Genomic DNA, 26232 nt, shown 5'->3' on the forward strand with positions numbered 1-26232 from the left:
TGTGGTCAAAGGAAGCGGTAACGGTCGGTCTATGAAGGAGGTCGGTGCGAGAATTGCTGCCGGCCGAGGCATGGCATGCGCCGACGCTTCGACGGCCGCCTTCAGTGATTGCTCGAGTTCTTCCGACGCCGAGGGTGAAGTGCTATGACTAACGGGATGGCGGACCTCTTCAGGCGTCTTTCGACAGGCGTCTATGTGATCGGCGTGGCCGACGGCACATTAAGGAACGCGTGATTTTCCTGACGGAGCTTCGCGACGACGCCGCGTGGGATTAACCCACCGGCGCAAACACTGTGCATCCAGGAGGGATGTTCTCGACTCATGCGGACAACGCTGCAACAACGTGAAGGCGTCAGGAGTGGGGCGCACGGTCGACTATGATGTGATTCTCAAAACCGCCATCACAACAGTCGACGTCGTTGTCCTCGCGCCACTCGAAACTCTTCCGTAACAGTAACTCAGGGCATTCCGATCGATCTCGCAAATGGGCGCCGGCTACCGCGGGTCAAAGGTCCGCGACGCCACCGCCTCCAAGCGGGAACCGGCTTCCGCATGCCTGCGATACGCGCGAACTCGCTTCGACCAGGCGCGCGATGGCCGTGTCTTTGATCGCCGATACTTCAACGCTCGCGCCAATCAAGGTCAGGCAGGCAACTGCTTCTTCCTGCACGTCGAGAATTGGCGCGCTTATGGCGGCGAGGCCCGGAATGAGCACGGATTCCGCTTCGTCATATCCTCGCCGACGAACCGTTGCCAGACGCTCAAGCAGATCTGACGGCGGCTTTTCGTGATTCTTTGATACAGCCAGTTCGATCAGATGATCTCGTATCTGAGACGGCATGAAGGCGAGCATCGCACGCCCCGTTGCCGAGTTGGTCAATTGGAATGTCGATCCGACAGACAGCGTCGTAATGAAGGGAACAAAACTGCGCTCCCAACGGACGATGGTTGGACCACGATCACCAAGGACATTGAGCAGGGTAGGCAGACCTGTCTCGGCGACCAGTTGCGGCATGGCTTCGCCGGCAAGCCGCAAAGGATCGAGACGTCCGAGCGCGGACGCGCCGATGCGAATCGCAGCAGGACCAAGGTCGTAAAGTCCGGTGACTTCGTCCTGAACCGCCAAACCGCTCGCAGTCAGACTGGCGAGATAACGATGCGCAAGACTGTTCGGCATGCCTGCCGCGCGCGCCAGCTCGCGTAGCGGCGCAGCCTTCCCAGCGGCGACGAGCGCAAGAAGCATTTCCGTCGCCTTGTCCGCCGACTGGATACGCCGCCGCCCGCTGCCGCCGTCGGCGGATCCGGCAGACAATTTTTGCCTGGATGGCGTCGAGGGCTGCGCAACTCGTCTTTTCGTTGGGGGCAATGCGGTTATTTCCTTGATTCAGATCGTCGATTGATTCGCAGAGCGAGCCCGCGGCCTATGGAAAAACGAAGAGACCCAGGGCGCGGACCGGCTTCGGCAAGCGGCAGCGTAACGTGGGTAATCACACTCGGGCGCGGTTAACTCTACCATTTGCATCACGCTGTCTGGTGCGGTCGATGCCGCCCCCCTTCAGGGTACGCCCGCGTGCGCATTCGCCCTTCACCTGACAGAAGGCCGCCCCCGCGCCGCCCGCTCTCCGCGGAATGGCAGTTTTCCGCGTTTCTTTTTGCTCCGACTCAAACCCTTCGATCACGGTGAAACGACCGGCTGACGCGTCTCTCGAACGTTATCCTATAGACAACGGGTTATCCCTATTTGCAACGCCAAACGGCCGAGCTTACCGTTCGGGCAATGGGACTTCCCGCCCTTCACATCTACCGAAAGTGCGCGTTTCGTGCGGGAAGCATCGATTTTGCAATCTGCAGCCTGAGAGAAATCGTGCTTGAAAAAAGAGAGTTTTATATCGATGGACGCTGGGACAAACCACGAACGGCACGGACGCTTTCCGTGATCGATCCATCGACCGGACAGCCCTTCGCAATCATTTCGGCCGGCGATGAATCCGACATCGATCGTGCGGTCGATGCTGCGCGCCGTGCCTTCGCCGACTGGTCGCGCACTGCGCCGGGAGAGCGCCTCGCGCTCGTGGAGAAGCTCCTTGCGATCTACAAGCGTCGCGCGCCCGAGATGGCGAAGATGATCAGCCTGGAAATGGGTGCGCCCATCGACCTTGCCGCGAACGATCACGTCGGCGCCGGTGCTTTCCATATCGAAAACTTCATCACCGCATTTCGCGACTTTCGGTTCGAACGCCCGCTCGGAGCGCACGCGCCCAATGACCGAATCCTGATGGAACCGATCGGCGTAGCGGGCCTCATCACGCCGTGGAACTGGCCGATGAACCAGGTCGCGCTGAAGGTCGTGCCCGCATTGCTCGCGGGCTGCACCGCGGTGCTCAAGCCATCAGAGATCGCGCCGTTGTCGTCGCTGCTCTTCGCGGAATACGTCGATGAAGCGGGCTTCCCGAACGGTGTCTTCAATCTCGTCAATGGCGATGGCGCGCAAGCGGGCGCACGGCTCTCATCCCATCCGCATGTGGACATGATCAGTTTCACCGGTTCCACGCGCGCGGGCATCGCCATTTCGATCGCGGCGGCGCAGACCCTCAAGCGTGTATCGCTGGAACTCGGCGGCAAAGGCGCGAATCTCGTCTTCGCGGATGCGGATGCAGGCGCGGTGAAGCGCGGCGTGCTCCATTGCTTCAAGAACACGGGACAAAGCTGCAACGCGCCGACGCGCATGCTGGTCGAGCGGTCGATCTACGAGCGCGTGGTCGAGGAAGCGCGCGAGATCGTGGAAAGCGTGGCCGTCGACGTGGCGCATCGGCCGGGCAGGCACATGGGGCCGCTTGCATCCGAGGCGCAGTTCATGAAAGTCCAGGAGATGATCGAGAAGGGTATCGACGAAGGCGCGCGACTCGTGGCAGGTGGCCCTGGACGACCAAGCGGACATGAGGCCGGTTACTTCGTTCGTCCGACGGTCTTCGCCGACGTGAATAACCAGATGGCCATTGCCCGCGAGGAGATCTTCGGGCCTGTGCTCTCGATCATCCCGTTCGATAGCGAGGATGAAGCTATCGCCATTGCCAATGACACGCCCTACGGCCTCGCCAATTACGTGCAATCCACGGATGGCGAGAAGCGCAATCGCGTCGCCGCGCGGCTTCGGTCCGGCATGGTCGAAATGAACGGCAAGCCGCGTGGAGCCGGATCGCCTTTCGGCGGGATCAAGGCATCGGGTCGCGCGCGTGAAGGTGGCGTGTGGGGTATCGAAGAGTTTCTCGAGGTCAAGGCGATCTCCGGCTGGGCACACGCCTGAAGACGGCCCGCATCCATCAGCAAGACTCAAGCAGGAGACAAGAGATGTCCAAAGCATTATCCGGTGTACGCGTCCTGGATCTGTCGCGCGTGCTTGCCGGACCCTGGGCGAGTCAGACGCTCGCGGATCTGGGAGCAGAAGTCATCAAGATCGAAAGGCCCGGAAGCGGCGACGACACGCGCGGCTGGGGGCCGCCCTATTTGAAGGACATCGACGGTCAACCCACGGGCGAAGCCGCCTACTATCTCGCGGCCAATCGCGGCAAGAAGTCCGTAACGCTGAACATAGCGCGTGCGGAGGGTCAGGCGATCGTCCGCCAGCTCGCTGGGCAGTCCGACGTATTCATCGAGAACTACAAGGTGGGCGATATGGCCCGCTATGGTCTGTCATACGAGGACCTTCGGGAACTCAACCCGCGCCTCGTCTATTGCTCGGTGACGGGCTTCGGACAGACCGGACCGCTCGCCGAGATGGCGGGCTACGACTTCATCGTGCAAGGCATGGGCGGTCTCATGAGCATCACCGGCGAGCGCGACGATTGTCCAGGTGGCGGGCCGCAGAAGGTCGGCGTCGCGTTCGCGGACATCATGACCGGCATGTATTCGACGGTCGCGATACTCGCGGCCATCGCCCAGCGCGCGAACACGGGAGAAGGGCAATACATCGACATGGCGTTACTCGACGTTCAGGTCGCGACGATGGCGAACATGAATTTGAACTACCTCGTTTCCGGGACGACACCGCGCCGGCAAGGCAATGCGCACGCGAACATTGTGCCGTATCAGGTGTTCGACGCGAAGGACGGGCAAATGGTGATCGCCGTCGGCAACGACAGTCAGTTCGCGAAGTTCTGCGAGACCGGTGACTGCCTTCATCTTGTGGCCGATCCGAGGTTCGCGACCAACGCCGGACGTGTGGCTCATCGCGATGTGCTCATCCCCCTGCTCGAAGCGATCATGCTCACGCGCACGGTGGACGAGTGGACTGTGCAGCTCAATCGGAAGAGCGTGCCAGCCGGGCCGATCAACACCATCGCGCAGGCGTTCGAGCATCCGCAGGTGAAGCATCGGCAGATGCGGGTGGACATTCCGCATCCGTTGTCGGGAAGCGTGCCGAGCGTGGCTAGTCCGATCCGCATGTCCGCGTCGCCCATGACCTACGACACGCCGCCGCCGACGCTCGGTCAGCACACCGACGAAGTGCTCGCATCGCTCTGCGGCATGCGTGCGGGCGATATTGAGGCGCTGCGCGTCCGCGCGATCGTATGAAAGAACGGCACTGCTGCAATCGCGAACCGGGCAGGCGTTCTTTGCTAGCCGGGTCGCATATCGTTGAATTGGAGAAAGCACAGCATGAATGGCGCTGAGAGTCTTGTTACCACGTTGCTGGAGTCGGGCATCGACACCTGCTTCGCCAATCCCGGAACCAGTGAGATGCACTTCGTTGCGGCACTGGATCAGATCCCGGGCATGCGTTGCGTGCTCGGTCTCCAGGAAAACATCGTGACCGGTATGGCCGATGGTTATTACCGTATCGCCGGCAAGCCCGCGAGCACGCTGCTGCATTGCGGGCCGGGGCTCGCCAACGGTTGGGCGAATCTGCACAACGCGCGTCGGGCCAATAGCGGCATCGTCAATATCGTGGGCGACCAGGCGACCTACCATCAGCCGTTCGATGCACCGCTCACCGCCGATACCGCTGGCCTCGCCAGTGCCGTTTCGCGCTGGGTGCGCACGAGCCGGCACGCGGCCGATGTCGGCAGGGATGCGGCGGCGGCGGTGGCGGCGGCGCGAACCGCGCCTGGACAGATTGCCACGCTCATTCTGCCATCCGATACGTCATGGGACGCGGGCGGCGTCGCCGCCCGCGCGATGCCCGTTCCCGCCGCGCCCGCCATCGACCCGCTTGCGGTCGAGACGGCCGCGCGCATCCTGCGGGGCAACCCGAACGTGCTGATTCTGCTCGGCGGACACTGCGCGATGCCGCAAGCGCAGGCATTGGCATGGCGCATCGCGAGCGCGACGGGCGCGACGCTCAAGTACGAGTATGTGAACGGACGCGTCGCACGCGGCCGTGGGCGCCTGCCAATCGAGCGCCTGCCGTACAACACCGATCAGGCCATCAAGCTGCTTGAGCCGTTCCAGCACATCATTCTGGTCAATGCGAAAGCACCCGTCGCGTTCTTTGCGTACCCCGGCAAGCCTTCCATTCAATATTCGAGCAGCGCGCAGATTCACACCTTGTCGCGTGTCGATCAGGATCCTGTTTCCGCTTTGCTGACGCTCGCGGAAGCACTGAATGCACCTCCCGCCGCCATGCCCGATGCCGGCCCGCGACCCGAAGCGGTCCGGGGCGCACCGACGCAGGAAGGCCTCGCGCAGACGCTGGCCGCGCTGATGCCCGAGAACGCCATCGTGTCCGACGAGAGTATTTCGTTCGGGCGCGGCTTTTACCCGCTCACTCATGGGGCCGCGCCGCACGACTGGCTCCAACTGACGGGCGGCGCCATCGGCGACGGCCTGCCTGTGGCGACCGGCGCCGCGGTGGCGAGCGGTGGATCGAGGCGCGTTATCAGCCTGCAGGCCGACGGCTCGGCGATGTATTCGTTGCAGTCCTTGTGGACGCAAGCCCGCGAGAAACTGCCCTGCACGACGATCCTTCTCAGCAACCGGAAATACAACATCCTGATCGGTGAATACCAGAATGTCGGCGCCATCCCGGGCCCGACCGCGATGGGCATGCTCGATCTCTCCAACCCCGATCTCGACTGGGTAAAGCTGGCCAATGGCATGGGCGTAGAGGCGGCACGCGCAACGACATTGGAAGCTTGCGCGGACCTGATGAAGCAGAGCTTCATGCGGGACGGCCCCTTCCTGATCGAACTGATCATCTGAAATCAGGGAGACTTAACATCGTGAGCGATATCACGCATCTCGGCTTTCTGGGCCTCGGAAACATGGGTGCCGCGATTGCCCTGCGGCTCATTCATCCAGGCTCGACGCTACATGTGTTCGACCCGAATCCGGAAGCGGTCAGGCCGCTCGTCGAAGCCGGCGCGATCGCGCATCCGAGTCCGCGCTCGGTGGCGGATGCGGCCACAATCGTCCTGGCCTGTCTGCCTAACAGCGACGTGTGCGAGAGCGTGTTGTTCGGACAGGACGGCGTTGTCGCGGGCAAGGCCGTGCGAACGTACATCGAGATGTCCACGCTGGGGCCGACCGTGGTCTCGTCGAATGCGAAGCGGCTCGCTGCCTCGAACATCGCGACCATCGATGCGCCTGTCAGCGGCGGCCCCGCTGCGGCGCGCGCAGGCACCTTGTCCATCATGCTGTCCGGCAATGACGATGTGGTTGCCACCGCGATGTCATGGCTCACGCTCATCGCGAAGAAGATCTGCAGGCTCGGCGAACAACCCGGCCAGGCCCAGGCGATGAAGCTGGTGAACAACATCATGCTCGCAGCCAACATGGCCGTGGCTTCCGAGGCGCTTACCATCGGCGCAAAAGCAGGGCTCGACGCCGACGCCATGATCGAGGTGATCCGGTCGAGCACCGGGCACAGCGCGGCGGCGGACATTCTTGCCCGCTTCGCCATCTGCGGTGCATTCGACTTCGGCGCGCACATGTCGATCGTGGCGAAGGACGTGGAGCTTGCCATTGCTGAAGCAAAAGCGCTCGATGTCCCGGTGCCTGTGCTGAACGAAGCGCGAAGCCTCTGGCATGGCGCCATCGAACAAGGCCGGGGAAGCGACGACTTCACGTCCATCCTCAAAATCGTCGAAGCCCGCGGCGGCGTGACGGTTCGTGGCGTACCACGACGATAAGCCTGCGGCCCCGCCTTCATTACATCCATCAACTATTCGAACCAACGGAGAAAATCTTGAATTCTGCCGACAGCGATAAAGCCGCTTCTCCCGCAATGACCGGCGATACCGCCGAGCCGATTGCGAAACTTGCCTATGCCACTCCGGAGACCGCACCTCTGGTGCCGGGGCGCCGCGAATTCTTCAAATACCGCGACCTCGGTGTCACCGATGCCACGGGCGGCCGCATGCGCGCGCAGCTCACCATTGCCACGGGCGAAATGCAGCAAACAGGCTGGCACTACCATCTGTGCGAGTCCCAATTCATCTTTACGCTGCGAGGCTGGGTCGATCTCCTGATCGAGGATGGACGCAAGATTCGCGTAAGCGCAGGCGAATCGCTGCTCATTCCCGGTGGACTCAAGCACAACGAGATCGCCGTCTCGAAAGACTTTGAGCTTCTCGAAGTGTCCGTGCCGGCGAAGATGGGCACGGTGGCGTGCGACCCGCCCGAGCCTTTCGTCTCCCAACGTTGAACGACATGTCGAACGCAGAGGAACTTCAAATGACCAAAGGCTATATCTTCGCCGAAGTGAATATCCACTCCGTCAACGCTGAGTGGAACGAATACAGCAGCAAGGTTCAGGCAACACTCGATGCATATGGCGGTGTGTTCCTGATTCGCGGCGGAACGCAAAACGTGCTGGAAGGAACAACGGATGGCGGCACGATTGTCGTGCTTGAATTTGAAAGCCTCCAACGCGCGGAAGAATGGTATGCATCGATTGCTTATCAGGACATCCTGCCGCTACGACTACGTAATGCGGATGCCCGAGTCATGTGTCTTGCCGGTACGAACTGAACGCACACGAACGTTGCGCTAGTTCTATCGACGGACGGAACTTATTGCGCACATAACCGGAGGCAGAATGATCGAAGCGAAAGGCCGACTCGCAGGAAAGGTGGCGTTCATCACCGGCGCGGGCGCGGGCATTGGACGAGCCGCGGCCGAACGGTTCGCACTCGAGGGCGCCGCAGTCATCATCGCGGACTTCGATACAGACAGCGGTGAAGCCGTTACCGAAAACATCCTCAGACAAGGCGGCAAGGCGACGTTCGTGCGGACCGATGTCACGAACGAGGATAGCGTGCGCGAAGCCATCAAGTCGGCGGTCGAATTTGGCGGAAGGATCGACGTGCTCTATAACAATGCAGGCGGATCGAGCGCGATCGATGCGCGCGTCACCGATTGTCCGGCCGACGAGTTTTGGCGAGCGGTGAAGCTCGATCTTTTCGGCACATGGATCGCCTGCAAGTATGGAATTGCGGCGATGCTTGAGACCGGTGGAGGGTCGGTCATCAATAGCTGCTCCGTGTTTGCGCTCGTCGGCACGCGAGGAAAGGACGCATACACGGCCGCTAAAGGCGGCATCGCTTCGATTACGCGATCGATGGCCGTCGAGTACGCGCCCCATCGCATCCGCGTCAATGCGCTCGCGCCAGCGGTAACGACGACCCGACGCGTGCTCGGTCTCATCGAAACGCAACCCGAGGTGATGAACAAGACGAGCGAGCGTCAGTTGCTCGGTCTCGTCGAGCCGGAGGAGGTGGCGATGACTGCCCTGTTCCTGGCATCGGACGAATCGAAGAAGACGACAGGGCAGATCTTCGCCATCGACGGTGGCTTTTCGATCTCGTGATGGGCACCAGGCGTGCACGTAGATGCCAATGCGATGTTTGGGACCGGAGCGGCAACGTCGATATCGCTTGAGCGTTTCGACAAGCGGGCGGAATAAGCAGCGAGACTCCAGCACGTATTTCTAAAGCTCGTATTTTTCAACGCAAAACCTCATTATATTAAATTCGTATAACTAATTAATATGTAGGTCGAATTTTCGAGGCAGCCGAAATTTTTACACATAGTTTTAAAATCAAAACCGAAAAATATAGTCAAGACCGGAGACAGGTATGGCCTTGGTAATTGTTCTTTGTTCGCTGGCGTTTCTGATGCTCGCGGCGTATCGCGGCTACAGCGTCATTCTTTTTGCGCCAATCGCCGCGCTCGGCGCCGTCTTCCTCACAGACCCCGCAGCCGTCGCACCGGTGTTCTCGGGCATCTTCATGGAGAAGATGGTTGGCTTCGTGAAGCTCTACTTTCCAGTGTTTTTGCTTGGCGCGTTATTCGGAAAGTTGATCGAGATATCGGGATTCGCAGCCGCCATTGTCGCGGCCGCCATCCGATATATCGGTCGTTCGCGCGCCAACCTCGTGATCATCACCGTGTGCGCGTTGCTGACCTACGGCGGCGTGTCAGTATTCGTCGTCGTGTTCGCGGTTTATCCATTCGCGGCGGAACTCTATCGGCAGAGCAACATTCCGAAGCGGCTCATGCCAGGCGTCATTGCGCTCGGCGCGTTTTGCTTCACCATGGATGCGCTTCCCGGCACGCCGCAGATTCAAAACATCATTCCGTCGACCTTTTTCAAGACCACGGGCTGGGCCGCACCTGCGCTTGGGATGAGCGGTTCTGTATTCATGCTCGTCATCGGATTGATCTATCTCGAGTGGCGGCGAAAGAGCGCGATGGCAAAGGGCGAAGGTTACGGCACGTCGCTCGTCAACGAACCGGAGCGCGTGACGGAGAACATGCTGCCTCACCCGGTGCTGGCGATCATGCCGCTGATCCTGGTCGGCGTCTCGAACTATTGCTTCACGAAGTGGATCCCGCTCTGGTATGGGACTTCGTACACAGTGGCGCCGCAGGTGCTGCCAGGCGTGCACGTCCCGGTGACGACTTCAATCAAGACGGTGACCGCCATCTGGTCGGTCGAGGCTGCGCTGATTCTCGGAATCGCACTCGTTGTCGGCACGGCCTTTCGTCGCGTGTCCGCGGGACTTGCGGACGGCAGCCGGGCGGCGGCGGCTGGCGCTTTGCTCGCTGCGATCAACACCGCATCGGAATACGGCTTTGGCGCGGTGATCGCGGCGCTTCCGGGTTTCGTGGTGGTCAGCGACGCGCTAAAGACGATTCCGAATCCGCTCGTCAATGCCGCCGTGTCGGTGAGCACATTGGCCGGCATCACGGGTTCCGCTTCGGGTGGCATGAGCATCGCGCTCGCCGCCACATCCGACCTTCTGATCAAAAACGCACAGGCTGCGCACATCCCGATGGAGGTGCTGCATCGCGTGGTTGCAATGGCGAGTGGCGGCATGGACACGCTGCCGCATAACGGCGCCGTGATCACGTTGCTGGCCGTGACTGGCCTGACGCATCGGCAGTCCTATCGGGAGATCTTCGCAATCACGCTGATCAAGACGCTCGCGGTGGCTTTTGTGATCGCCGTCTACTACGCGACGGGCCTCGTCTGAAAGGGGCGTGTCGCCGCACTCAGTTTCGCTCGCTTCGCCGAAGCCGTGCGTTGGCGTTTCCATACGATGTTTCGGTTCATGCCGCTCCAGGTTACTCCTTCAGCGGTCGCGGTAATTCAAACAAGAATTTAACGGAGATCTTTAGATGAAGAAGTCGGCTTTCGTGGCACTCGTATTCAGCGCGGTCAGTGGCATAGCCTGCGCACAGAGTAGCGTCTTGCTGTATGGGATAGTGGATGAGGGATTCCAGTTCAACAACAACGCGGGCGGCAAGCGCCAGTACTACCTCGCAAGCGGCGAACTGAACGGCAGCCGCTGGGGGCTGCGCGGCAGCGAGGATCTGGGCGGAGGATTGAAGGCCATCTTCGTCCTGGAAAATGGCTTCGATGTGAACACGGGGCGACTCGGGCAAGGCGGTCTTGAATTCGGCCGTCAGGCATACGTCGGCATGTCGGGCGGTGTCGGCACGGTAACGCTTGGACGTCAGTACGACTCGGTCGTCGACTATGTGGGTCCGCTGGAAGCGGGCGATCAGTGGGCCGGATACCTCGGGGCGCATCCCGCAGACAACGATAACTTCAACAATACGAATCGCGTGAACAACGCGATCAAGTTCACCAGCCCGACCCTCGGCGGCTTCAATTTTGGCGGCATGTATAGCCTCGGCGGCGTGGCCGGCGACGCCACGCGCAATCAGATATGGTCGCTCGGTGGAGGGTACGCGAACGGTCCGCTGATTTTGGGCGCGGCGTACTTGAATGTGCGCAACCCCAATGTCTCATTCTACGGATCGGGCGGGACGGTCGCGCCTGCGACAGCGGGCGTTCCAGGCTCCAACCTCGGCAATTCTCCGGTCATCTCGGGATATGCCTCGGCGCACACGTTGCAGGTGATCGGCGCGGGTGCTTCGTACACCTTCGGTGCGGCGACGATCGGCGCGACCTACTCCAACACGAAATTCAAGGGACTCGGTGACACAACCTCGGGCCCCGCGCCTTTGACAGGCATCGCCGGAACCGCCACGTTGAACAACGCCGAAGTCAACTTCAGATATCAACTGACTCCCGCGCTGCTGCTTGGCGCCGCATACGTCTTTACCAAGAGCAGCGGAGTGGACGGGGCGAGCGGTGCAAGGTATCACCAGGGCGCGCTGGGCGTCGATTACTTCCTCTCCAAGCGCACGGACATTTATATGGTGGGCGTCTATCAAAAGGCGAATGGGACCGATTCGACCGGAAACCCGGCGGTGGCGTCGATCAGTCAGATCACACCTTCCAGCACGGATCGACAGGCAGCGCTGCGTTTCGCGATTCGCCACAAGTTCTGAGTGCGATGAGCGGCAGGGATGATGCGGGGTCCGGTCCGCCGACCCGCTAAACGTGGCGCAGCGAGGCATGAGCGCGTCTCGCGGCGGTCAAATCCTGAGTGCCCCGCAATCGTGACGCGGGGTAGCCCGTCGAGTTCTCTTGAGGACGCCGCTCCGAGTCTGTACCTCTCCGGCACCGAGGGCCGGTATCGCGCATTTCTTCGCAGACCAATCCCTGCCGATTTTCCGCTGCAGAGACTACGGTTCCTTTGTGCCCTCTACCAGTCTGTTCACGTGAAGCGCAATCAACTCGATCGCAAAGGCACGCATCCAGCCCGCGAAACGCCCGACGACGATTACCGAATTCATCTCAAACACGGTATGAATCGAGCCCGAGATATCAATAGACATGCGAATATTGGGCGGGCCAAATTCCTCCTGTTGCTTCCACTTTTCCACTACGCGGCAGCACGGACGTGCGCTTGGCTTCGATCAGTCTGAATCGAAGCGCAGGCGCTTCATCAGGGTTCAATGAGGAAATGGCCATGGCAAGAATAGGAGTCGACGTCGGCGGCACGTTCACCGATCTGGTCCTCGAGAAAGCGGACAAGAACGATCGCGCGAGCGTGTTCGTCCACAAGGTACCGAGCACGCCGCACGACCAGTCGGTGGGCGTGCTGCGCGGCGTGCTCGAGATCTGCGAGCTCGCTGGCGTGAAGCCCGCTGATGTCTCGATGATCGTGCACGGCACGACCGTCGCCACCAACATCACGATCGAGCACAACGGCGCCGAAGTCGGCATGCTGACGACGCGCGGTTTTCGCGACATTCTGCACATCGGTCGGCACAAGCGGCCGCACAACTTCTCGTTGCAGTTCGACGTGCCGTGGCAGTCGCATCCGCTCGTGAAGCGCCGCAATCGCATTGCGATTACCGAGCGCGTCATGCCGCCGACCGGCGAGATCGCCGTGGAGCTGAGCGAGGAAGAAGTGCTCGAAGCGGCGCGCGTGTTCAAGGCGCGTGGCATCGACTCGGTGATCGTGTGCTTCCTGTACTCCTTTCTCAACGATACGCACGAGCGCCGCGCCAAGGCGCTGATCCAGTCGGTGCTGCCGGACGCCTACGTGTCGTGTTCGTCGGAAGTGGTGAATGTGATCCGCGAGTACGAGCGCTTTTCGACGACCGCGATGAACGCCTTCGTTGGTCCGAAGACCGCGCTCTATCTGAACAACCTCGAAGGCAAGCTGCGCGACGCGGGCATCCACGCGCATCTGCGCATCATGCAGTCGAACGGCGGCGTGTCGACGGTCGAGATGTGCGCGCAGCGGCCCGTGTCGATCCTCATGTCGGGACTCGCGGGTGGCGTGATGGGCGGACGGTGGGCAGGCGCGATGTCCGATGCGCGCGACGTGATCACGGTCGATATCGGCGGCACGTCGGCGGATTTCAGCACGATTCCCGATGGTCAGGTCAAGATCATGAATCCGCGCGATACCTATGTGGGCGCGTATCCGGTGCTCGCGCCGATGATCGACATGGCGACGATGGGCGCGGGCGGCGGCTCGATCGCGTATATCGACGAGGGTGGCGCGTTTCGCGTGGGACCGCGCTCGGCGGGCGCCGATCCGGGCCCGGCCTGCTACGGGCGCGGCGGCACGGAGCCCACGGTCACCGATGCGCAAGTCGTGCTCGGCCGACTTGACGCCGACCAGTTCCTCGGCGGTGGCGTAAAGATCGATCCGGAGCTCGCGCATCGCGCGATCGAGGAGAAGATCGCGCGGCCGCTCGGCATGAGCGTCAAGGAAGCGGCGCTCGGCATCATCCGCATTCTCAACTCCAACATGTCGCTCGCGATACGCGCGAATTCCGTAGCGAAGGGATTCGATCCGCGCCGTTTCGCGCTGCTGCCGTTCGGCGGCGCGGGTCCGCTCAACGGCGTCGCCCTCGCCGAAGCAGTCAGCGCGCGCGAGGTGATCGTGCCACCCGCGCCGGGCATCACGGCTGCCATCGGCCTGCTCGTCACCGACATGCAGTACGAATTCACGCGTTCGGTGATGACGGTGCTCGATAACGTCACCGAGCAGGACATCGACAAGATCAACGGCGTCATTGAAGAACTGACCGCGCAATGCCGTGCCCGCCTTGAAGCGGACGGCGTTCCGGCGCACCGCCAGCACTACGTGCGCGTGGCGGAATGCCGCTATCACGGCCAGGGCTTCGAGTTGCGCGCCGACATTCCCGACGGTGCGATCGGCCTCGCGAACGTGAAGCGTATCGAAGCGAACTTTCACGCGCAGCACAAGCGCGACTACGGCTGGGCCTTCGACGACGTCGAAGTGGAGATCGTCACGCTGCGCGTCATCGGCGTAGCGAAGACGCCGGCCTTGCAGTGGCCGCCCCTGTCGACGGGTTCGGTGCGGCCCGACGATCGCGCGCTCATGTTCGTGCGCCGCACGACCTTCGACGACGGCGCGACCTACGACACACCGCGTTACGACCGCAGCCGCCTGCTCGCCGGCAATACGCTCGACGGACCCGCAATCGTCGTGCAGCGCGATTCGACGACGCTCGTGCCGCCGGGTTATCGCGCGCGCGTCGTCTCGAACGGCAATATCCATATCAACCGTCTTGCGGCGTAAGAGGAGAGCTACCATGGACAACGGACGCGTCGACCCCATCACCTTGCAGGTGATCAGCGGGGCGCTGCATACGATCGCGGAAGAAATGGGACACGTGCTGTATCGCATGTCGTTTTCGTCGATCATTCGCGAATCGCAGGACATCGGAGCAGGGCTCTTCGATCTGGACTTCAATACGCTGACCGAATCGGAAGGCTCGCCGCTGCATATCGGCTCGATTCCCGCGTATCTGCGAGGCATTTCGCGCTGCCTGCAGGGCGGCACGTGGGAAGAAGGCGATGTGGTCATCCACAATCACCCGTACTACGGATCGAGCCACAGTCCCGATCTCTGCATCGTCGTGCCGATATTCTGGCGCGACGAACTGGTGGCATTCGCGGCCAACACGGCGCATCACGTCGATATCGGCGCGGCGACGCCCGGGCTCATCATCGATATTCCTGATGTGTTCGCGGAAGGCATGCTGTTCGCAGGCGTGAAGCTCTACGAGCGCGGCAGGCGCAACGAGGGGCTCTGGCAATTCATCGGCTACAACAGCCGCACCGCGCGTCAGACGAAGGACGACATCGACGCACAGATCGCCTCGGCCCAGCTCGGCGCGCGGCGCATGCAGGAGCTGCTCGACGAATACGGCCGCGAAACGGTGTTCGGCGCTGCCGATCAGTTGATGGGCTACACCGAAACGATGATGCGCAACCGTATCGCGGAGATTCCCGACGGCGATTACACCGCCGAAGGTTTTCTCGATGACGACGGGCTCAATCGCGACAAGCGTCTGCCGATCAAGGTGTGCGTGAAGGTGCGTGGCGACGGCGTCGAAGTCGATCTGACCGGCTCCGCCGATCAGGTGCCCACGGGCTTCAACGTGCCGTTCGAGGGATCGACGAAGCCGGCCTGCTACTGCGCTTTCCGCGCGCTCCTGACCGACACGGCGCTGATGGACGTGAAGCTGCCGCCGAACGAAGGCTCGTTCCGGCCGATCAGCGTGACCGCGCCCGAGGGCTCCATCTTCAATCCGATTTTCCCGGCTGCGGCGGAAGCGCGCTTCACGCAGTGCAACCGCATGATCGACCTGATCATCAAGGCGCTGTCGCCCGTGCTGCCCGAGCGCACGACGGCCGGCAATTCGGCGACGCTGTCCTTTGCAGCCTACTCGGGCATTCGTCCGACGGGCGATTACTGGGTGTTTCTCGAAGTGAACGAGGGCGCGTACGGCGGGCGCCCCAGGTCGGATGGTCCCGACTGCATCGACAACCTGATGGCCAACACGCGCAACAATCCCATCGAAGATCTCGGCATGCATCTGCCGATGGTATGCGACCGCTACGAGTTGCGCGACGATGTGCTGCCGGGCGCGGGGAAGTATCGTGGTGGCATCGGTGTCGTGAAGACGCAGCGCCTGCTCGAGGGCGGCACGCTCACGCACGAATCGGAGCGTCATGAGGACGTGCCCTGGGGCGCGTTCGGCGGAGGCGAGGGTCAGGTGGGCAAGGTCGAGATTGTGGCGCGCGAAGGCAGCGTGAAACCGATGCCCGCGAAGTTCTCCAACGTCGCGCTCGAAGCAGGCGAAGCGATGGCGTACTACGCGCCGTGCGGTGGCGGGTATGGCGATCCGCTGGACAGACCCGCGCAGCAGGTCCTCGACGACGTGCTCGACGACTTCTGCACGATCGAGCATGCACGCGATGCCTACGGCGTCGTGATTACTGCCGGACTCACTCTCGATCTCGCGGCGACCGAGGCGCTGCGCGTAAAGATTCGCAGCTAACGCATCAGATCGCGAGCCGGACTCTCCGGCTCGCCGCTGCCTTTTCAGTTTCTATTTCCGGAATAAATAGTTAGTTATACGAATCAATGTGCATTCGTTGATACGAACAGTCGCGCGAGCGCAAAGAGAGACACGATGAAACGAGAAGACGCCGTATCGCAGAAATTCTGGGCCCCGCCGCCCGTCGACGTCCGCGACGTGAGCCGCGCAAGCTGGACGGCCTTTTTTGCGTGGATTTTCGCAGTGTATGACTTCATCCTGTTCGGCACATTGTTGCCCGAGATTGGCCTGCATTATCAATGGAGCGAGGCGCAGCAGGCGAAGATCGCAACGCTGGTGGCGATCGGCTCGGCGGTCGTCGCGTTTCTCGTCGGCCCGATCGTCGATCGCTTCGGGCGGCGCACCGGCATGATCACGACGGTCGCGGGCGCCGCGCTCTGCTCCGGACTCACCGCGGCGGCCGGCAACGCGGGGCAGGCCGTACTCGTGCTCGTGCGTTCGCTGGCGGGACTCGGCTACGCCGAGCAGACGGTCAACGCAACGTACCTGAACGAGATGTACGCCGCCCTCGACGATCCGCGCATGGACCGCCGCAAAGGCTTCTTCTTCAGCCTCGTACAGGGCGGCTGGCCGATCGGTGCGCTGGTCGCGGCCGGGCTCACCGCTGTGTTGCTGCCTCTCGTCGGCTGGCAGGGCTGCTTCGTTTTCGCGGCGTTCCCGGCTGTCGCGATTCTGTTCATGACGCGGCGGCTCAAGGAGAGCCCGCAGTTTCTGCTGCACCGGCGCATCGTCGACACGGCGCGCGTCGGAGATACGGCGCAAGCGCGAGAGCTCGCGCGGGCGCATGGCCTCGACTATGAGAAACACGGTGGAGGAATCGGCGCGGCGTTTCGCGGACGGGCGCTGCGCTCGACGCTGGTTCTGGGTCTCAGCTTCATGCTCAACTGGTCGACGATTCAGGTCTTCAGCGTTCTCGGCACGACCGTCATCACCAAGGTTCACGCATTGTCGTTTCAGAGTTCGCTGGTCGTGCTCGTGCTGTCGAACGTGGTCGGCTATCTGGGCTATGTGGCACACGGCTACATCGGCGATCGGCTGGGGCGGCGCAATACCATCGTCGCCGGATGGACGCTCGGCGCCTTCTCGTTTCTCGCGATGCTCTACGCGCCCAGCGATTTCGCCGTGGTCGTCGCACTCTACAGCCTGGGGCTCTTCTTCCTGATCGGGCCGTATGCCGCGGCGCTGTTCTTCATCGGCGAAAGTTATCCGACGTCCATTCGCGCGACCGGTGGCGCAATCGTCACCGCGATGGGGCCCGTCGGCGCGGTCATCGCGAGCGCGGGCGTCACCGCGCTGCTTGCACACGGTGGTTCGTGGAAGGAGGGCGCGCTGTATTTCGGGGCGCTGCCGTGTTTCGCATCCGCGCTGCTGATGATGTTCGCGCGCAAGGGCGGCGAGGTGGCGGACAAATGAGGCGCACGAGGACCATGACAAGAATCGCCGCCACGCTTGTCGTGGCGTGGCAGGCACAGGCGGCGCATGCGCAGTCGTCGGTCCAGTTGTACGGACTGGTCGATGCGTGGATGGGCTCATCGAAACCGCTGGGCAGCGCGCAGGCATGGACGGTCGGCGGTGGCGGCATGTCGACGTCGTACTGGGGGATGCGCGGCACGGACGATCTGGGCGGCGGATGGCACGCGAGCTTCACGCTGGAGGACTTTTTCCGGCCACAGAACGGGCGCGCAGGCAGCTTCGACGGCGAACCGTTCTTCGGACGCAGCGCGGAGATTTCGATCGGCGGCCCTTACGGATCGATCCACCTCGGGCGCGTCGTCTCGCCCTATTTCGTGACGGCGGTGCTGTTCAATCCATTCATCGACTCTTACACGTTCTCGCCGACTGTACTGCACACGTATCTGGGCGTGAACGGGCAGGGACTCATCGGCGGATATGCCTGGAACAACGCGGCGCTGTATCGCACGCCGGTCCTGTCGGGCTTCAGCGCAGATGCGATCTACGCGCTCGGCAATCAACCGGGCAACGCGCACAAATGGGGCGGATCGGCCGGGTATGCAGGCGGCATCTTCTCCGTGAATGTTGCGTTCCAGAGCCAGCCCTTCGACACGACACCCGGCGATCTCAATGCGATCGCGCCAGGCTATTCGCGACAGACTGCCGTGATGGTCGCCGCGCTGTGCGATCTGAACGTGGTGCGCTTCTACGGCCAGTATCAGCGCTTATCCAACGACATAAGCGGCGCGGACACGACGGTCAATGGCGTACAGCTCGGCCTTGCCGTGCCGATCGGTGACGGCAAGGCGCTCGCGTCGTATATGCATTCGAAGTCCTCGGGCGCGTCACAGGCGAGCCGCAGCACGCTCGCAGTCGGCTTCGACTACAACGTGTCGAGACGAACGGACCTCTACGCCGCCGTGCTCGCGGATCGCGCGAGCACGCTGTCCTCGGGCATGACTTACGGCGTGGGAATTCGCAGCCGATTTTGATTCGCGATGGTTGATGCCATCCTGGCCCGGGCCTGTCCCGGGCTTTTTTGTGCGTGCGTGGAGGGCTGGTTATTAGTACCACAATCGCTATTAAACACGGCTAAAACGGAATTGGACGAGCATTAATGACGATCCTATAGTTTTCTTGCCGACACACAAGGCACAAGCGTCCCAGAGTAACTATCGGAGAGTGAAGAGATGAATGCAGGACTGAACGAAATGTTGGCGCAAGCCTTCGCGGAATCAACGAAGCTCTATCAGGAGCGCGGTTTTCAGCGGCGCGTGGGCTTCGGTAAGAAGCCCGCGCTGATCAACGTCGATCTCGCGAATGCCTGGACGCGACCGGGCAATCCGTTCACGTGCGAGCATATCGACGACCAGATCATTCCCGGCGTGCAGCGTCTGCTTGCCGCATGCCGCGCGAACGGTCATCCGGTCGTTCACGTGACGACGTGCTATCAGGTCACCGATCGCAAGAATCCGCATACCGACATGGGCCTCTGGCACAACAAGATTCCCGTCGATGTGGTCGCTCAATCGGACGAGAACCTCTGGGCCATCGATTCGCGTATCGCGCCGATCGAAGGCGAGCAGGTGCTGATCAAGAAGCGCGCGAGCTCGTTTCACGGGACGTACCTCGCGGGCTTTCTGCGCGCAGCGGGCGTCGACACGATTCTCGTGACCGGCGTGACGGCCTCGGCCTGCGTACGCACGACACTGTGCGATGGACTGGCCGAAGGCTTCCGCACGATCGCGGTGCGTGAATGCATCGGCGACCGGGTGCCGGGTGCGGTCGAATGGAACCTGTTCGACATCGATGCGAAGTTCGCGGATGTCGAATCGGTCGATCGCTGCGTGGACTATCTGCAATCGGTGAAGGGCTGAGTGTTGCGCGGGCCGCTGGCGGCCCGCGTTGCTGCACATGCGGTTTCGAACGGGAACGAGATGACCGACGACTCCCGAGGGGTCGTCGCTTCGCCATTTATTGCTCATCTTTGGAGAGCGCAATGAACGAAGGTGCATTACAAGGCGCAGTTTTGACGGAGGATGCCGTGCCGCATTCGTCCGCGATGGCGAACGCCACGTATCGCCGCATTACGTGGCGGCTGATTCCGTTTCTCTTCGTTTGCTACGTGGCGGCGTATCTGGACCGCATCAATATCGGTTTCGCGCAGATCCAGATGCGCGGCGACCTCGGCTTCAGCGACGCGGTGTACGGACTCGGAGCTGGCATCTTCTTCGCCGGATATTTTCTTTTCGAGGTGCCGAGCAATCTCATCCTCGAGCGCATCGGCGCGCGCAAGACGCTGATCCGGATCATGCTGCTCTGGGGGCTCACCTCAGCGGGCATGATGTTCGTGAAATCGCCCACGGCGTTCTATGTGATGCGCTTCATGCTCGGCGTCTTCGAGGCGGGCTTCTTTCCGGGCATGATTTTCTATCTCACGTGCTGGTATCCGGCCGCGCGACGCGGCCGCGTGATGGCGCTCTTTCTCACCGCGGTGGCGATGGCAGGCGTGCTGGGCGGGCCGGTGTCAGGATGGGCACTGAACCGGCTCGATGGTGTGCATGGGCTGCAAGGCTGGCAATGGCTCTTTCTGGTGGAGGGATTGCCGTCGTGCCTGCTTGGCATCGCCGCGTTCTTCTACCTCGACGACAATCCGCGCGAGGCACGCTGGCTCTCCGATGCCGAGAAGGCGGTCGTGCTGCACGAGCTCGACCAGGAGCGTGACGCGTCGTCTCTCTTCGAGAGACACGGCTTTGGCGGCGCGCTGAGAAGCGGCCGGATCTATGCGCTCGCGCTCGTCTGGTTCACGTTCATCTGCGGCGTGTATGCGATCAGCTTCTGGCTGCCGGCCCTGATCAGGGGTGCGGGCGTCACCGACGCCTACTCGATCGGTATGCTCTCCGCGATTCCCTACGGCGTTGCGGCGCTCACGATGGTGCTTGTCAGCCGCCACTCCGATAGAACACGCGAACGGCGCTGGCATACGGCAGGTTGTGCCCTGATCGGCGCAGCCGCGCTGTCGGCCATTGCGGGCACAGGTTCCGATCTGTGGCTCGCGCTCGCGTGCATCAGCGTGGCGACGGCCTGCATCTTCACTTTACAGCCGCTGTTCTGGGCGATCGTCACCGACTTCCTCGCAGGCACGCGCGCGGCAGCGGGCACGATCGCGCTCGTCAACAGCCTGGGTCTGCTTGGTGGCTTTGCGAGCCCGAGTATGCTGGGCTTCGTGAAGACGGTCACGGGAAGCCTGAACAACGGCCTGTTCGTCGTGTCGGCATTGGTCGTCGTTGGCGCGCTGATCACGCTGGGCCCGGCCGGACGACCGGTAAGATAGGGCACTTGCCCGGACCGCGACGACCTCGCGTCCGGCCCGACAGACGCTGAAGGGTCCACGACGCGACATGCGAATCGACGTTCATCACATTCGAGCCTTCCTGGCGGTCGCCGACGCGCTGCAGTTCAATGTCGCGGCGGAGCGGCTCCACATGACGCAGCCGGCGTTGAGCCGCATCATCAAGGCGCTGGAGGAATCGGTGGGCGCGGCGTTGCTCACGCGCACGACGCGGCGCGTCGAGTTGACCGATGCGGGCCGCGTATTCGCGGAGCATTGTCAGCTCGCGCTCACCCATATCGATCAGGCGATCACGCTCGCGCGACGCGCGGAGGCGGGCAACATCGGGCATTTGCGCATCGCCTACATGGACTTCGCGATCAACGGCACGTTGCCCGCCATCATCGAGGCGTTCGGCAAGAAGTTTCCGTCGATCAACATCGATCTCGTGCATATGCCAAGCACGGTGCAGAAAGAAGCGATGCTCGATTCGACCATCGACGTCGGTTTCATGATCGGGCCATTCGCGGCACCCGGCGTCGAAACGCGGGTGTTCGGCCGGGAGCCGATGGTCGCGCTCCTGCCGACCGCGCATCCGCTGGCGCAGAAGAAATCGCTGAAACTCACGGACCTCGCGAACGAGCGCTTCGTGCTCGGCACGCCGCATTCGTGGGAAGCGTTTCGCCATCACTTCTTCTCGATCTGCCATCGGGCGGGCTTTGCTCCTGCGATCGCTCAGGAGGCGTCGACAAGCGACGGCATCATCGGCCTCGTCGCTGCGAATACGGGGGTGAGCATTTATCCCGAGTGCATTCGCAACATTCAGCGCAGCGGATTGTGCATCCGGCCGCTCTCGGACAGGGACACGGCAATCGACATGGTCGTCTGCTGGCGCGGCGACACGCGCAACCCGTCCGTCGACACTTTCATTGGTGAGTTGAAGGCAGCTCGCTCTGGCCTCAGATGAAAAACGCACCCAGCGGCACAAAAAGCGTCAAAGCCGCCGTCCACTTCAAGAGATCCTTGAACGTTCTCTCATCTCCATGCAACTCCGCCAGAACAAGTCCGCCGCCCAGATGAAACGGACTCGCTGTAATCACGACGATGCTCGTCGCCGATAGCGCCAACTGGATCGACGCAAGCAACGCGGACGGTTCGTTCGCCAGCGAGTGCGTCACTACCGGGATGACCAACCCGAGCACGACCACCGACGAAGCCTCGAAATTCGCCATCAACGTGCCGAGGTACGTCATGCCTACGCGGACCAGCGATTGCTGTTCCAGATTTTGCAGCAGCTCGCCGGTCGCCTTCAATACGCCGACGTGTTCGAGCATGCCGATATAAATCAGAATGCCCGAGATCATCACGACCATGCTCCACGGCAGATCGGCGATGACCTTGCGCGGGTCCGCCCGAACCGCCATGTTGAGCAGAACGCCCATGGAAAACGCGCTAAGACCGACATCGTGGTGCGTCAGCACCAGCGCGACAAAACCGAGCAACGCGGCGAGCGCGGCCCATTGCTGCCAGGTCAGCGCGAGTCGCGACGGGACCGCTCCTGAAGCGCTTTCCGAAAGGGTGTTGCGTCTTCTGCCGCGCGCGATCAGTTCCGCTCCGCCAAACGCGAAGAACGCCAGGAGCGCGAAAGTGAAATTGATCGCGAGCTGACAGAAGAAAAAGTGCATGGGAAGCAGCGTCACGCCGCCCTTGGCCGCTTGCGCGGCGACCACCTTGGCCCACGGATTCAACGGCGACAATCCGCCGATACATCCGCCCTGAATGGTCACGATGCCCATCAACGCCGGGCGGATTTTCTCGCGCCGCGCAATCTCCAGCGCAACCGGTAACGTGATGACGAGCGCGGCGATCGGCAACGCGCCCAGTGCGCAGATACAGGCGGTAAGGGCACACGTCGTCCACGGCAGCAGCCATGGCCGCCCGCGAGACATCGCGGCAGCCTGATGCACGATCAGTTCCGCAAGTCCGCTATCGCGCACGAGATTCCACAGGTACATCACGCCGAGAATCAGCATGACGAGATCGGTCGGGAAGGATGCGAATATCCGCTTTTGCGGAACGTTCGCGAGCACCGCCAGCAAGAAGCTCGCGGGAATCGCAACCAGCCCTAGATTGATGCCGCGCCACAGGCTGATCGCAAATACGACCACCAGCAGGACAAGCGCAACGATATGGATGTTGGTCATACCGGTGTCTCCCCTCGATTTGTTTTTCGACGCGAGAACGTTCGGCGCATTGAAGCGCACGCGGACTCATGCCGGCGGGAACGAAAATGCTGCGATGTTCTGGGTCAGACATGTGGCTCAGTCGTTGTATTATCTTGTATCAATACATCGTGATGCATGCTATCGCCGTGCTTTCGCAACTGTCAACTGGTGGAATCGCCGACGCCGTGCGAGCCGCCGCCCGGTGCCGATGACTGATCGACGCGTGTTGACATCGGTAAAGCACGTCGTTACTATCCGCCTATCTTGTCTTAATACAAGATAAGACAATCAAGGCGTAGTTTTCAGCGACGATATCCGTAGGGAGATTGCGAATGCTGCTCGACGATGAAGAGACCGCCATGCTCAATGGAGAGCAAGGCAAGGTCCTGCAAATGGCCATGCGCCATCAGATACAGGTCGGCGAATTCTTCGGTGCGCGTGATTTCGTGCCGGTCACGCAGGCGCACATCATGGCCGATACCGAGAGTCTCGGACAGGCGGGCGTCATGTGGCTGGAGCGGCTTTCCGAATTCGGCGATGGCCGCCACACCGTGCGTATTCCGACCATCACCGATCCGCGTGGCACCGATTTTTCGAAGGCCAGCGATCTCGGCCAGCGCGACTGGATGGTCGAGCTCGAACGCCGCACGATTCACGCGTTCGAGCGCCTGGGCGTCAGCATGACCGACACCTGCATCAATTATCAGACCGTGCTCGCGGCCACGCGCGGCGAACACGTCGCGTTCGGCGATACCGGCGTCGTGATCTATTCGAACTCGGTGAGCGGCGCGCGCACGAATTTCGAAGGCGGCCCGTCTGCGTTGTCCGCTGGCCTCACGGGACGCACGCCGCGTTATGGCTTTCATCTCGATGAGAAACGTCGCGCGACAAAGCGTTTTCGCGTCGATTTCACGCCGCGCACGCTCAACGAATGGGGCGCCCTCGGCGGCGTGATCGGCCGTCTTGCGGGCAATTACTGGGAAGTGCCGGTGATCGAAGGCATCGAGGCCGCGCCGACTTCCGACGACCTCAAGCACTTCGGCGCGGCGATGGCGAGTTACGGATCGATCGCGCTGTTTCATATCATCGGCATTACGCCGGAAGCGTCGCGGCTCGAAGATGTCGGCGGCGATGCGTTGCCGGTGCATCATCGTATCGGACGCGCGGAAATCGAAGCGCTGACTGCGAGTTATGCAGTCGCGAAGCAAGTGGACGTCGTGGTCTTTTCCGCGCCGCAACTGAGTCTTTACGAACTGCGCGCGCTCGCTGATCTCTGCGATGGCCGCACCTTCAAGGTGCCGATGCTCGCGATCACGAGCCCGCAAGTCGCGCCCGATGCCGAGCGGTTCGGTTATACGCGCCGCATCGAAAAAGCGGGCGGCACGGTGCTCGCGGGCATGTGCTTTTATCAGTCGTATGCGCGCGAGATGTCCGAGGCGAAGGGCTGGAAAACGCTCGCCACCAACAGCGCGAAGCTGGTGAATATTCTCGGCGGATACGGCTATACACCGATGCTGGCATCGATGCAGGCATGCATCGACGCAGCCGTGACAGGAGAACTCGCATGAACGAAATCGTGCTTGTCGCGCGTCACGCGCTCGGCAATAAAGTGTCGGCGGAAGCGCTGGTTGCAAGCGACGGCTTCTCCGCCCGCTACGATCTGAACCGTCTGGAAGGCGTCTTTTCGCGGCCGTCGCACAAACTCGTGGGGCAATCGTATATTGGCCGCGTACTCGTGCTCGATACGGCGAAAGGCGGTGTCGCCAGCGCGTGGATGTTGCACGAGATGCAGTCGCGCAACATGGCGCCGGCGGCGATCGTGTTCAACACGGTGAACCCGATTCTCGCGCAAGGCGCGGCCCTCGGCAATATCTCGATGATCGCAGGTTTCGATTGCGACGTGACGGCGGTCGTGCCGCATGGCGCGTTCGTCGAGATCGATCCCGCAACGAAGACGCTGCGCGTGTTGCGCGCGGCAGCGGGCGAACCTGCTTCGGCGACGTTCGCGCAAGGGCAGCAGGGCACGTCGACGGTGCATGTAAAACCTGCGCGTCGTTAAACGAGCCAGCGTCGCACGGTCACGCCGCGTGATCGTGCGATGCCGCGCCGTTCACGTTCTTGATCGACGAGCCGACCGGCAACGGTCCTTGCACGCTCAGCGTGAATTCGTAGTTCTCCGGACGAATATGAAACGACGTGCGCTCCAGCAGCATGCCGTTTCCATCGAACGATTCGCGGTCCATTACGAGCAGTGCGGCACGCGGCGAAAGCCCGAGCGCCCGACCGACCGACGTACCCGCCGAACACGCGCGAATGCGAATCTGCGCCTGGGCTACGGGCATCGCGAGCAGATTTTCGAGCAGCACGTAGATAGGGTTGCGGTTCGCCTGCTCCCAGGTGAGCCCGCTTGCCTGCGGCGGCAGATACGACACGACCAGCGCAATTGGCTCGCCATCGACGAGATAGAGCCGCTTGAGGCGAAAGCAATCACTTTCGCCATCGTCTTTCCCGAATGCCTGCCGCAAAGGTTCCGGCGTGCTCACGGGTCCGAACTCCAGCAGCTTCGTCTTCGGCTCCACGCCTTGTGCAACCAGGGCATCGTAGAAGCCGCGCATCGGCTTCAGATCATGGACGAACTTGTTGCGCGAGACGAAGGTGCCTTTGCCTTGCTTGCTGACGACATACCCGTCCGCAAGCAACAGCGCGATGGCCTGCCGCACGGTCACGCGACTCACATCGAAACGTTGCGTCAGCTCGCTTTCGGCGGGAAGTTTGCTATCGGTCGCGAAGGTGCCCGCGTCGATTTCCGCGCGGAGACGATCCGCGATCTGGATATAAAGCGCGGTGGCGCTGTCGCGATTGAGCAGCGGTTCATTCGTTGTTTTGCCGCGTTTCGGAGCGGCGGCGCGTTTGCTGGAATTGCCTTGCATGGATTGCCTTTGAGCTAGCGTCGTGTGTCCGCGACAAGACACGTGA

21 protein-coding genes are annotated in these 26232 nt (G+C 61.9%); 18 read left to right on the forward strand and 3 right to left on the reverse strand.

The features are described 5' to 3' along the window. Positions 1-505: 505 nt before the first annotated feature. A complete protein-coding gene (locus IAG25_RS35730) occupies positions 506-1366 on the reverse strand; it encodes an IclR family transcriptional regulator (protein ID WP_309244000.1) in 861 nt (286 codons plus the stop codon). Positions 1367-1864: 498 nt separating this feature from the next. Between IAG25_RS35730 and IAG25_RS35735 the strand changes: the two genes are divergently transcribed. The 16 genes from IAG25_RS35735 to IAG25_RS35810 all read left to right on the forward strand — a co-directional run bounded on the left by IAG25_RS35735 (position 1865) and on the right by IAG25_RS35810 (position 21998). Continuing rightward, complete coding sequence (locus tag IAG25_RS35735) at positions 1865-3304, forward strand: aldehyde dehydrogenase family protein (RefSeq protein WP_187609062.1); 1440 nt, start codon at positions 1865-1867, stop codon at positions 3302-3304. A 44-nt stretch (positions 3305-3348) separates the two neighbouring features. Further along, positions 3349-4572 (forward strand): CaiB/BaiF CoA transferase family protein, encoded by a 1224-nt coding sequence (locus IAG25_RS35740; RefSeq protein ID WP_187609063.1) that lies wholly within the window; start codon positions 3349-3351, stop codon positions 4570-4572. A gap of 84 nt (positions 4573-4656) precedes the next feature. Then, positions 4657-6198: an acetolactate synthase large subunit gene (locus tag IAG25_RS35745; RefSeq protein WP_187609064.1), complete on the forward strand. Its 1542-nt coding sequence runs from the start codon at positions 4657-4659 to the stop codon at positions 6196-6198. 20 nt (positions 6199-6218) lie between these two features. After that, positions 6219-7127, forward strand: coding sequence for an NAD(P)-dependent oxidoreductase (locus tag IAG25_RS35750; RefSeq protein WP_187609065.1), 909 nt, complete (start codon positions 6219-6221; stop codon positions 7125-7127). Positions 7128-7183: 56 nt separating this feature from the next. After that, positions 7184-7642, forward strand: a complete 459-nt coding sequence (locus IAG25_RS35755) for a cupin domain-containing protein (protein ID WP_187609066.1) — start codon at positions 7184-7186, stop codon at positions 7640-7642. 29 nt (positions 7643-7671) lie between these two features. Further along, positions 7672-7968, forward strand: coding sequence for a DUF1330 domain-containing protein (locus tag IAG25_RS35760; RefSeq protein ID WP_187609067.1), 297 nt, complete (start codon positions 7672-7674; stop codon positions 7966-7968). A 67-nt stretch (positions 7969-8035) separates the two neighbouring features. Continuing rightward, positions 8036-8806, forward strand: a complete 771-nt coding sequence (locus tag IAG25_RS35765) for an SDR family NAD(P)-dependent oxidoreductase (RefSeq protein ID WP_187609068.1) — start codon at positions 8036-8038, stop codon at positions 8804-8806. 268 nt (positions 8807-9074) lie between these two features. Then, on the forward strand, positions 9075-10475 hold the full coding sequence (locus tag IAG25_RS35770) for a GntP family permease (protein ID WP_187609069.1): 1401 nt from the start codon (positions 9075-9077) through the stop codon (positions 10473-10475). A gap of 145 nt (positions 10476-10620) precedes the next feature. Further along, positions 10621-11802, forward strand: coding sequence for a porin (locus IAG25_RS35775; RefSeq protein WP_187609070.1), 1182 nt, complete (start codon positions 10621-10623; stop codon positions 11800-11802). Positions 11803-12326: 524 nt separating this feature from the next. Next, entirely contained in the window at positions 12327-14420 is a 2094-nt protein-coding gene (locus IAG25_RS35780) for a hydantoinase/oxoprolinase family protein (RefSeq protein ID WP_187609071.1), read from the forward strand. 13 nt (positions 14421-14433) lie between these two features. Next, on the forward strand, positions 14434-16188 hold the full coding sequence (locus IAG25_RS35785; RefSeq protein ID WP_187609072.1) for a hydantoinase B/oxoprolinase family protein: 1755 nt from the start codon (positions 14434-14436) through the stop codon (positions 16186-16188). Positions 16189-16323: 135 nt separating this feature from the next. Further along, positions 16324-17661 (forward strand): MFS transporter, encoded by a 1338-nt coding sequence (locus IAG25_RS35790; RefSeq protein WP_187609073.1) that lies wholly within the window; start codon positions 16324-16326, stop codon positions 17659-17661. Then, on the forward strand, positions 17658-18692 hold the full coding sequence (locus IAG25_RS35795; protein WP_187609074.1) for a porin: 1035 nt from the start codon (positions 17658-17660) through the stop codon (positions 18690-18692). Before IAG25_RS35790 ends, IAG25_RS35795 begins: the two co-directional genes overlap by 4 nt. Positions 18693-18890: 198 nt before the next feature. Further along, positions 18891-19577, forward strand: coding sequence for an isochorismatase family protein (locus IAG25_RS35800; RefSeq protein WP_187609075.1), 687 nt, complete (start codon positions 18891-18893; stop codon positions 19575-19577). A 122-nt stretch (positions 19578-19699) separates the two neighbouring features. Next, entirely contained in the window at positions 19700-21034 is a 1335-nt protein-coding gene (locus IAG25_RS35805; protein ID WP_187609076.1) for an MFS transporter, read from the forward strand. Positions 21035-21101: 67 nt separating this feature from the next. Then, positions 21102-21998 carry a LysR family transcriptional regulator gene (locus tag IAG25_RS35810; protein WP_187609077.1) on the forward strand — a complete coding sequence of 299 codons (897 nt, stop codon included), beginning with the start codon at positions 21102-21104 and terminating at the stop codon, positions 21996-21998. On the opposite strand, the gene IAG25_RS35815 is transcribed toward IAG25_RS35810, so the two are convergent. Beyond that, positions 21991-23235: an SLC13 family permease gene (locus IAG25_RS35815; RefSeq protein WP_187609078.1), complete on the reverse strand. Its 1245-nt coding sequence runs from the start codon at positions 23233-23235 to the stop codon at positions 21991-21993. The two genes, IAG25_RS35810 and IAG25_RS35815, sit on opposite strands and share 8 nt — an antisense overlap. Positions 23236-23588: 353 nt before the next feature. Here IAG25_RS35815 and IAG25_RS35820 point away from each other — a divergent pair, with 353 nt between their 5' ends. Together IAG25_RS35820 and IAG25_RS35825 are read left to right on the forward strand one after the other, a co-directional pair. Then, on the forward strand, positions 23589-24824 hold the full coding sequence (locus IAG25_RS35820; protein ID WP_187609079.1) for an aconitase X: 1236 nt from the start codon (positions 23589-23591) through the stop codon (positions 24822-24824). After that, entirely contained in the window at positions 24821-25315 is a 495-nt protein-coding gene (locus IAG25_RS35825; RefSeq protein WP_187609080.1) for an aconitase X swivel domain-containing protein, read from the forward strand. The genes IAG25_RS35820 and IAG25_RS35825 overlap by 4 nt, the downstream gene beginning before the upstream one ends. A 19-nt stretch (positions 25316-25334) precedes the next feature. On the opposite strand, the gene IAG25_RS35830 is transcribed toward IAG25_RS35825, so the two are convergent. Continuing rightward, positions 25335-26186 (reverse strand): GntR family transcriptional regulator, encoded by an 852-nt coding sequence (locus IAG25_RS35830; RefSeq protein WP_187609081.1) that lies wholly within the window; start codon positions 26184-26186, stop codon positions 25335-25337. Positions 26187-26232 lie beyond the last annotated feature (46 nt).

Origin of the sequence: Caballeronia sp. EK (genome assembly GCF_014384845.1) — a bacterium.
GTDB classification, from domain to species: Bacteria; Pseudomonadota; Gammaproteobacteria; order Burkholderiales; family Burkholderiaceae; genus Caballeronia; species Caballeronia jiangsuensis.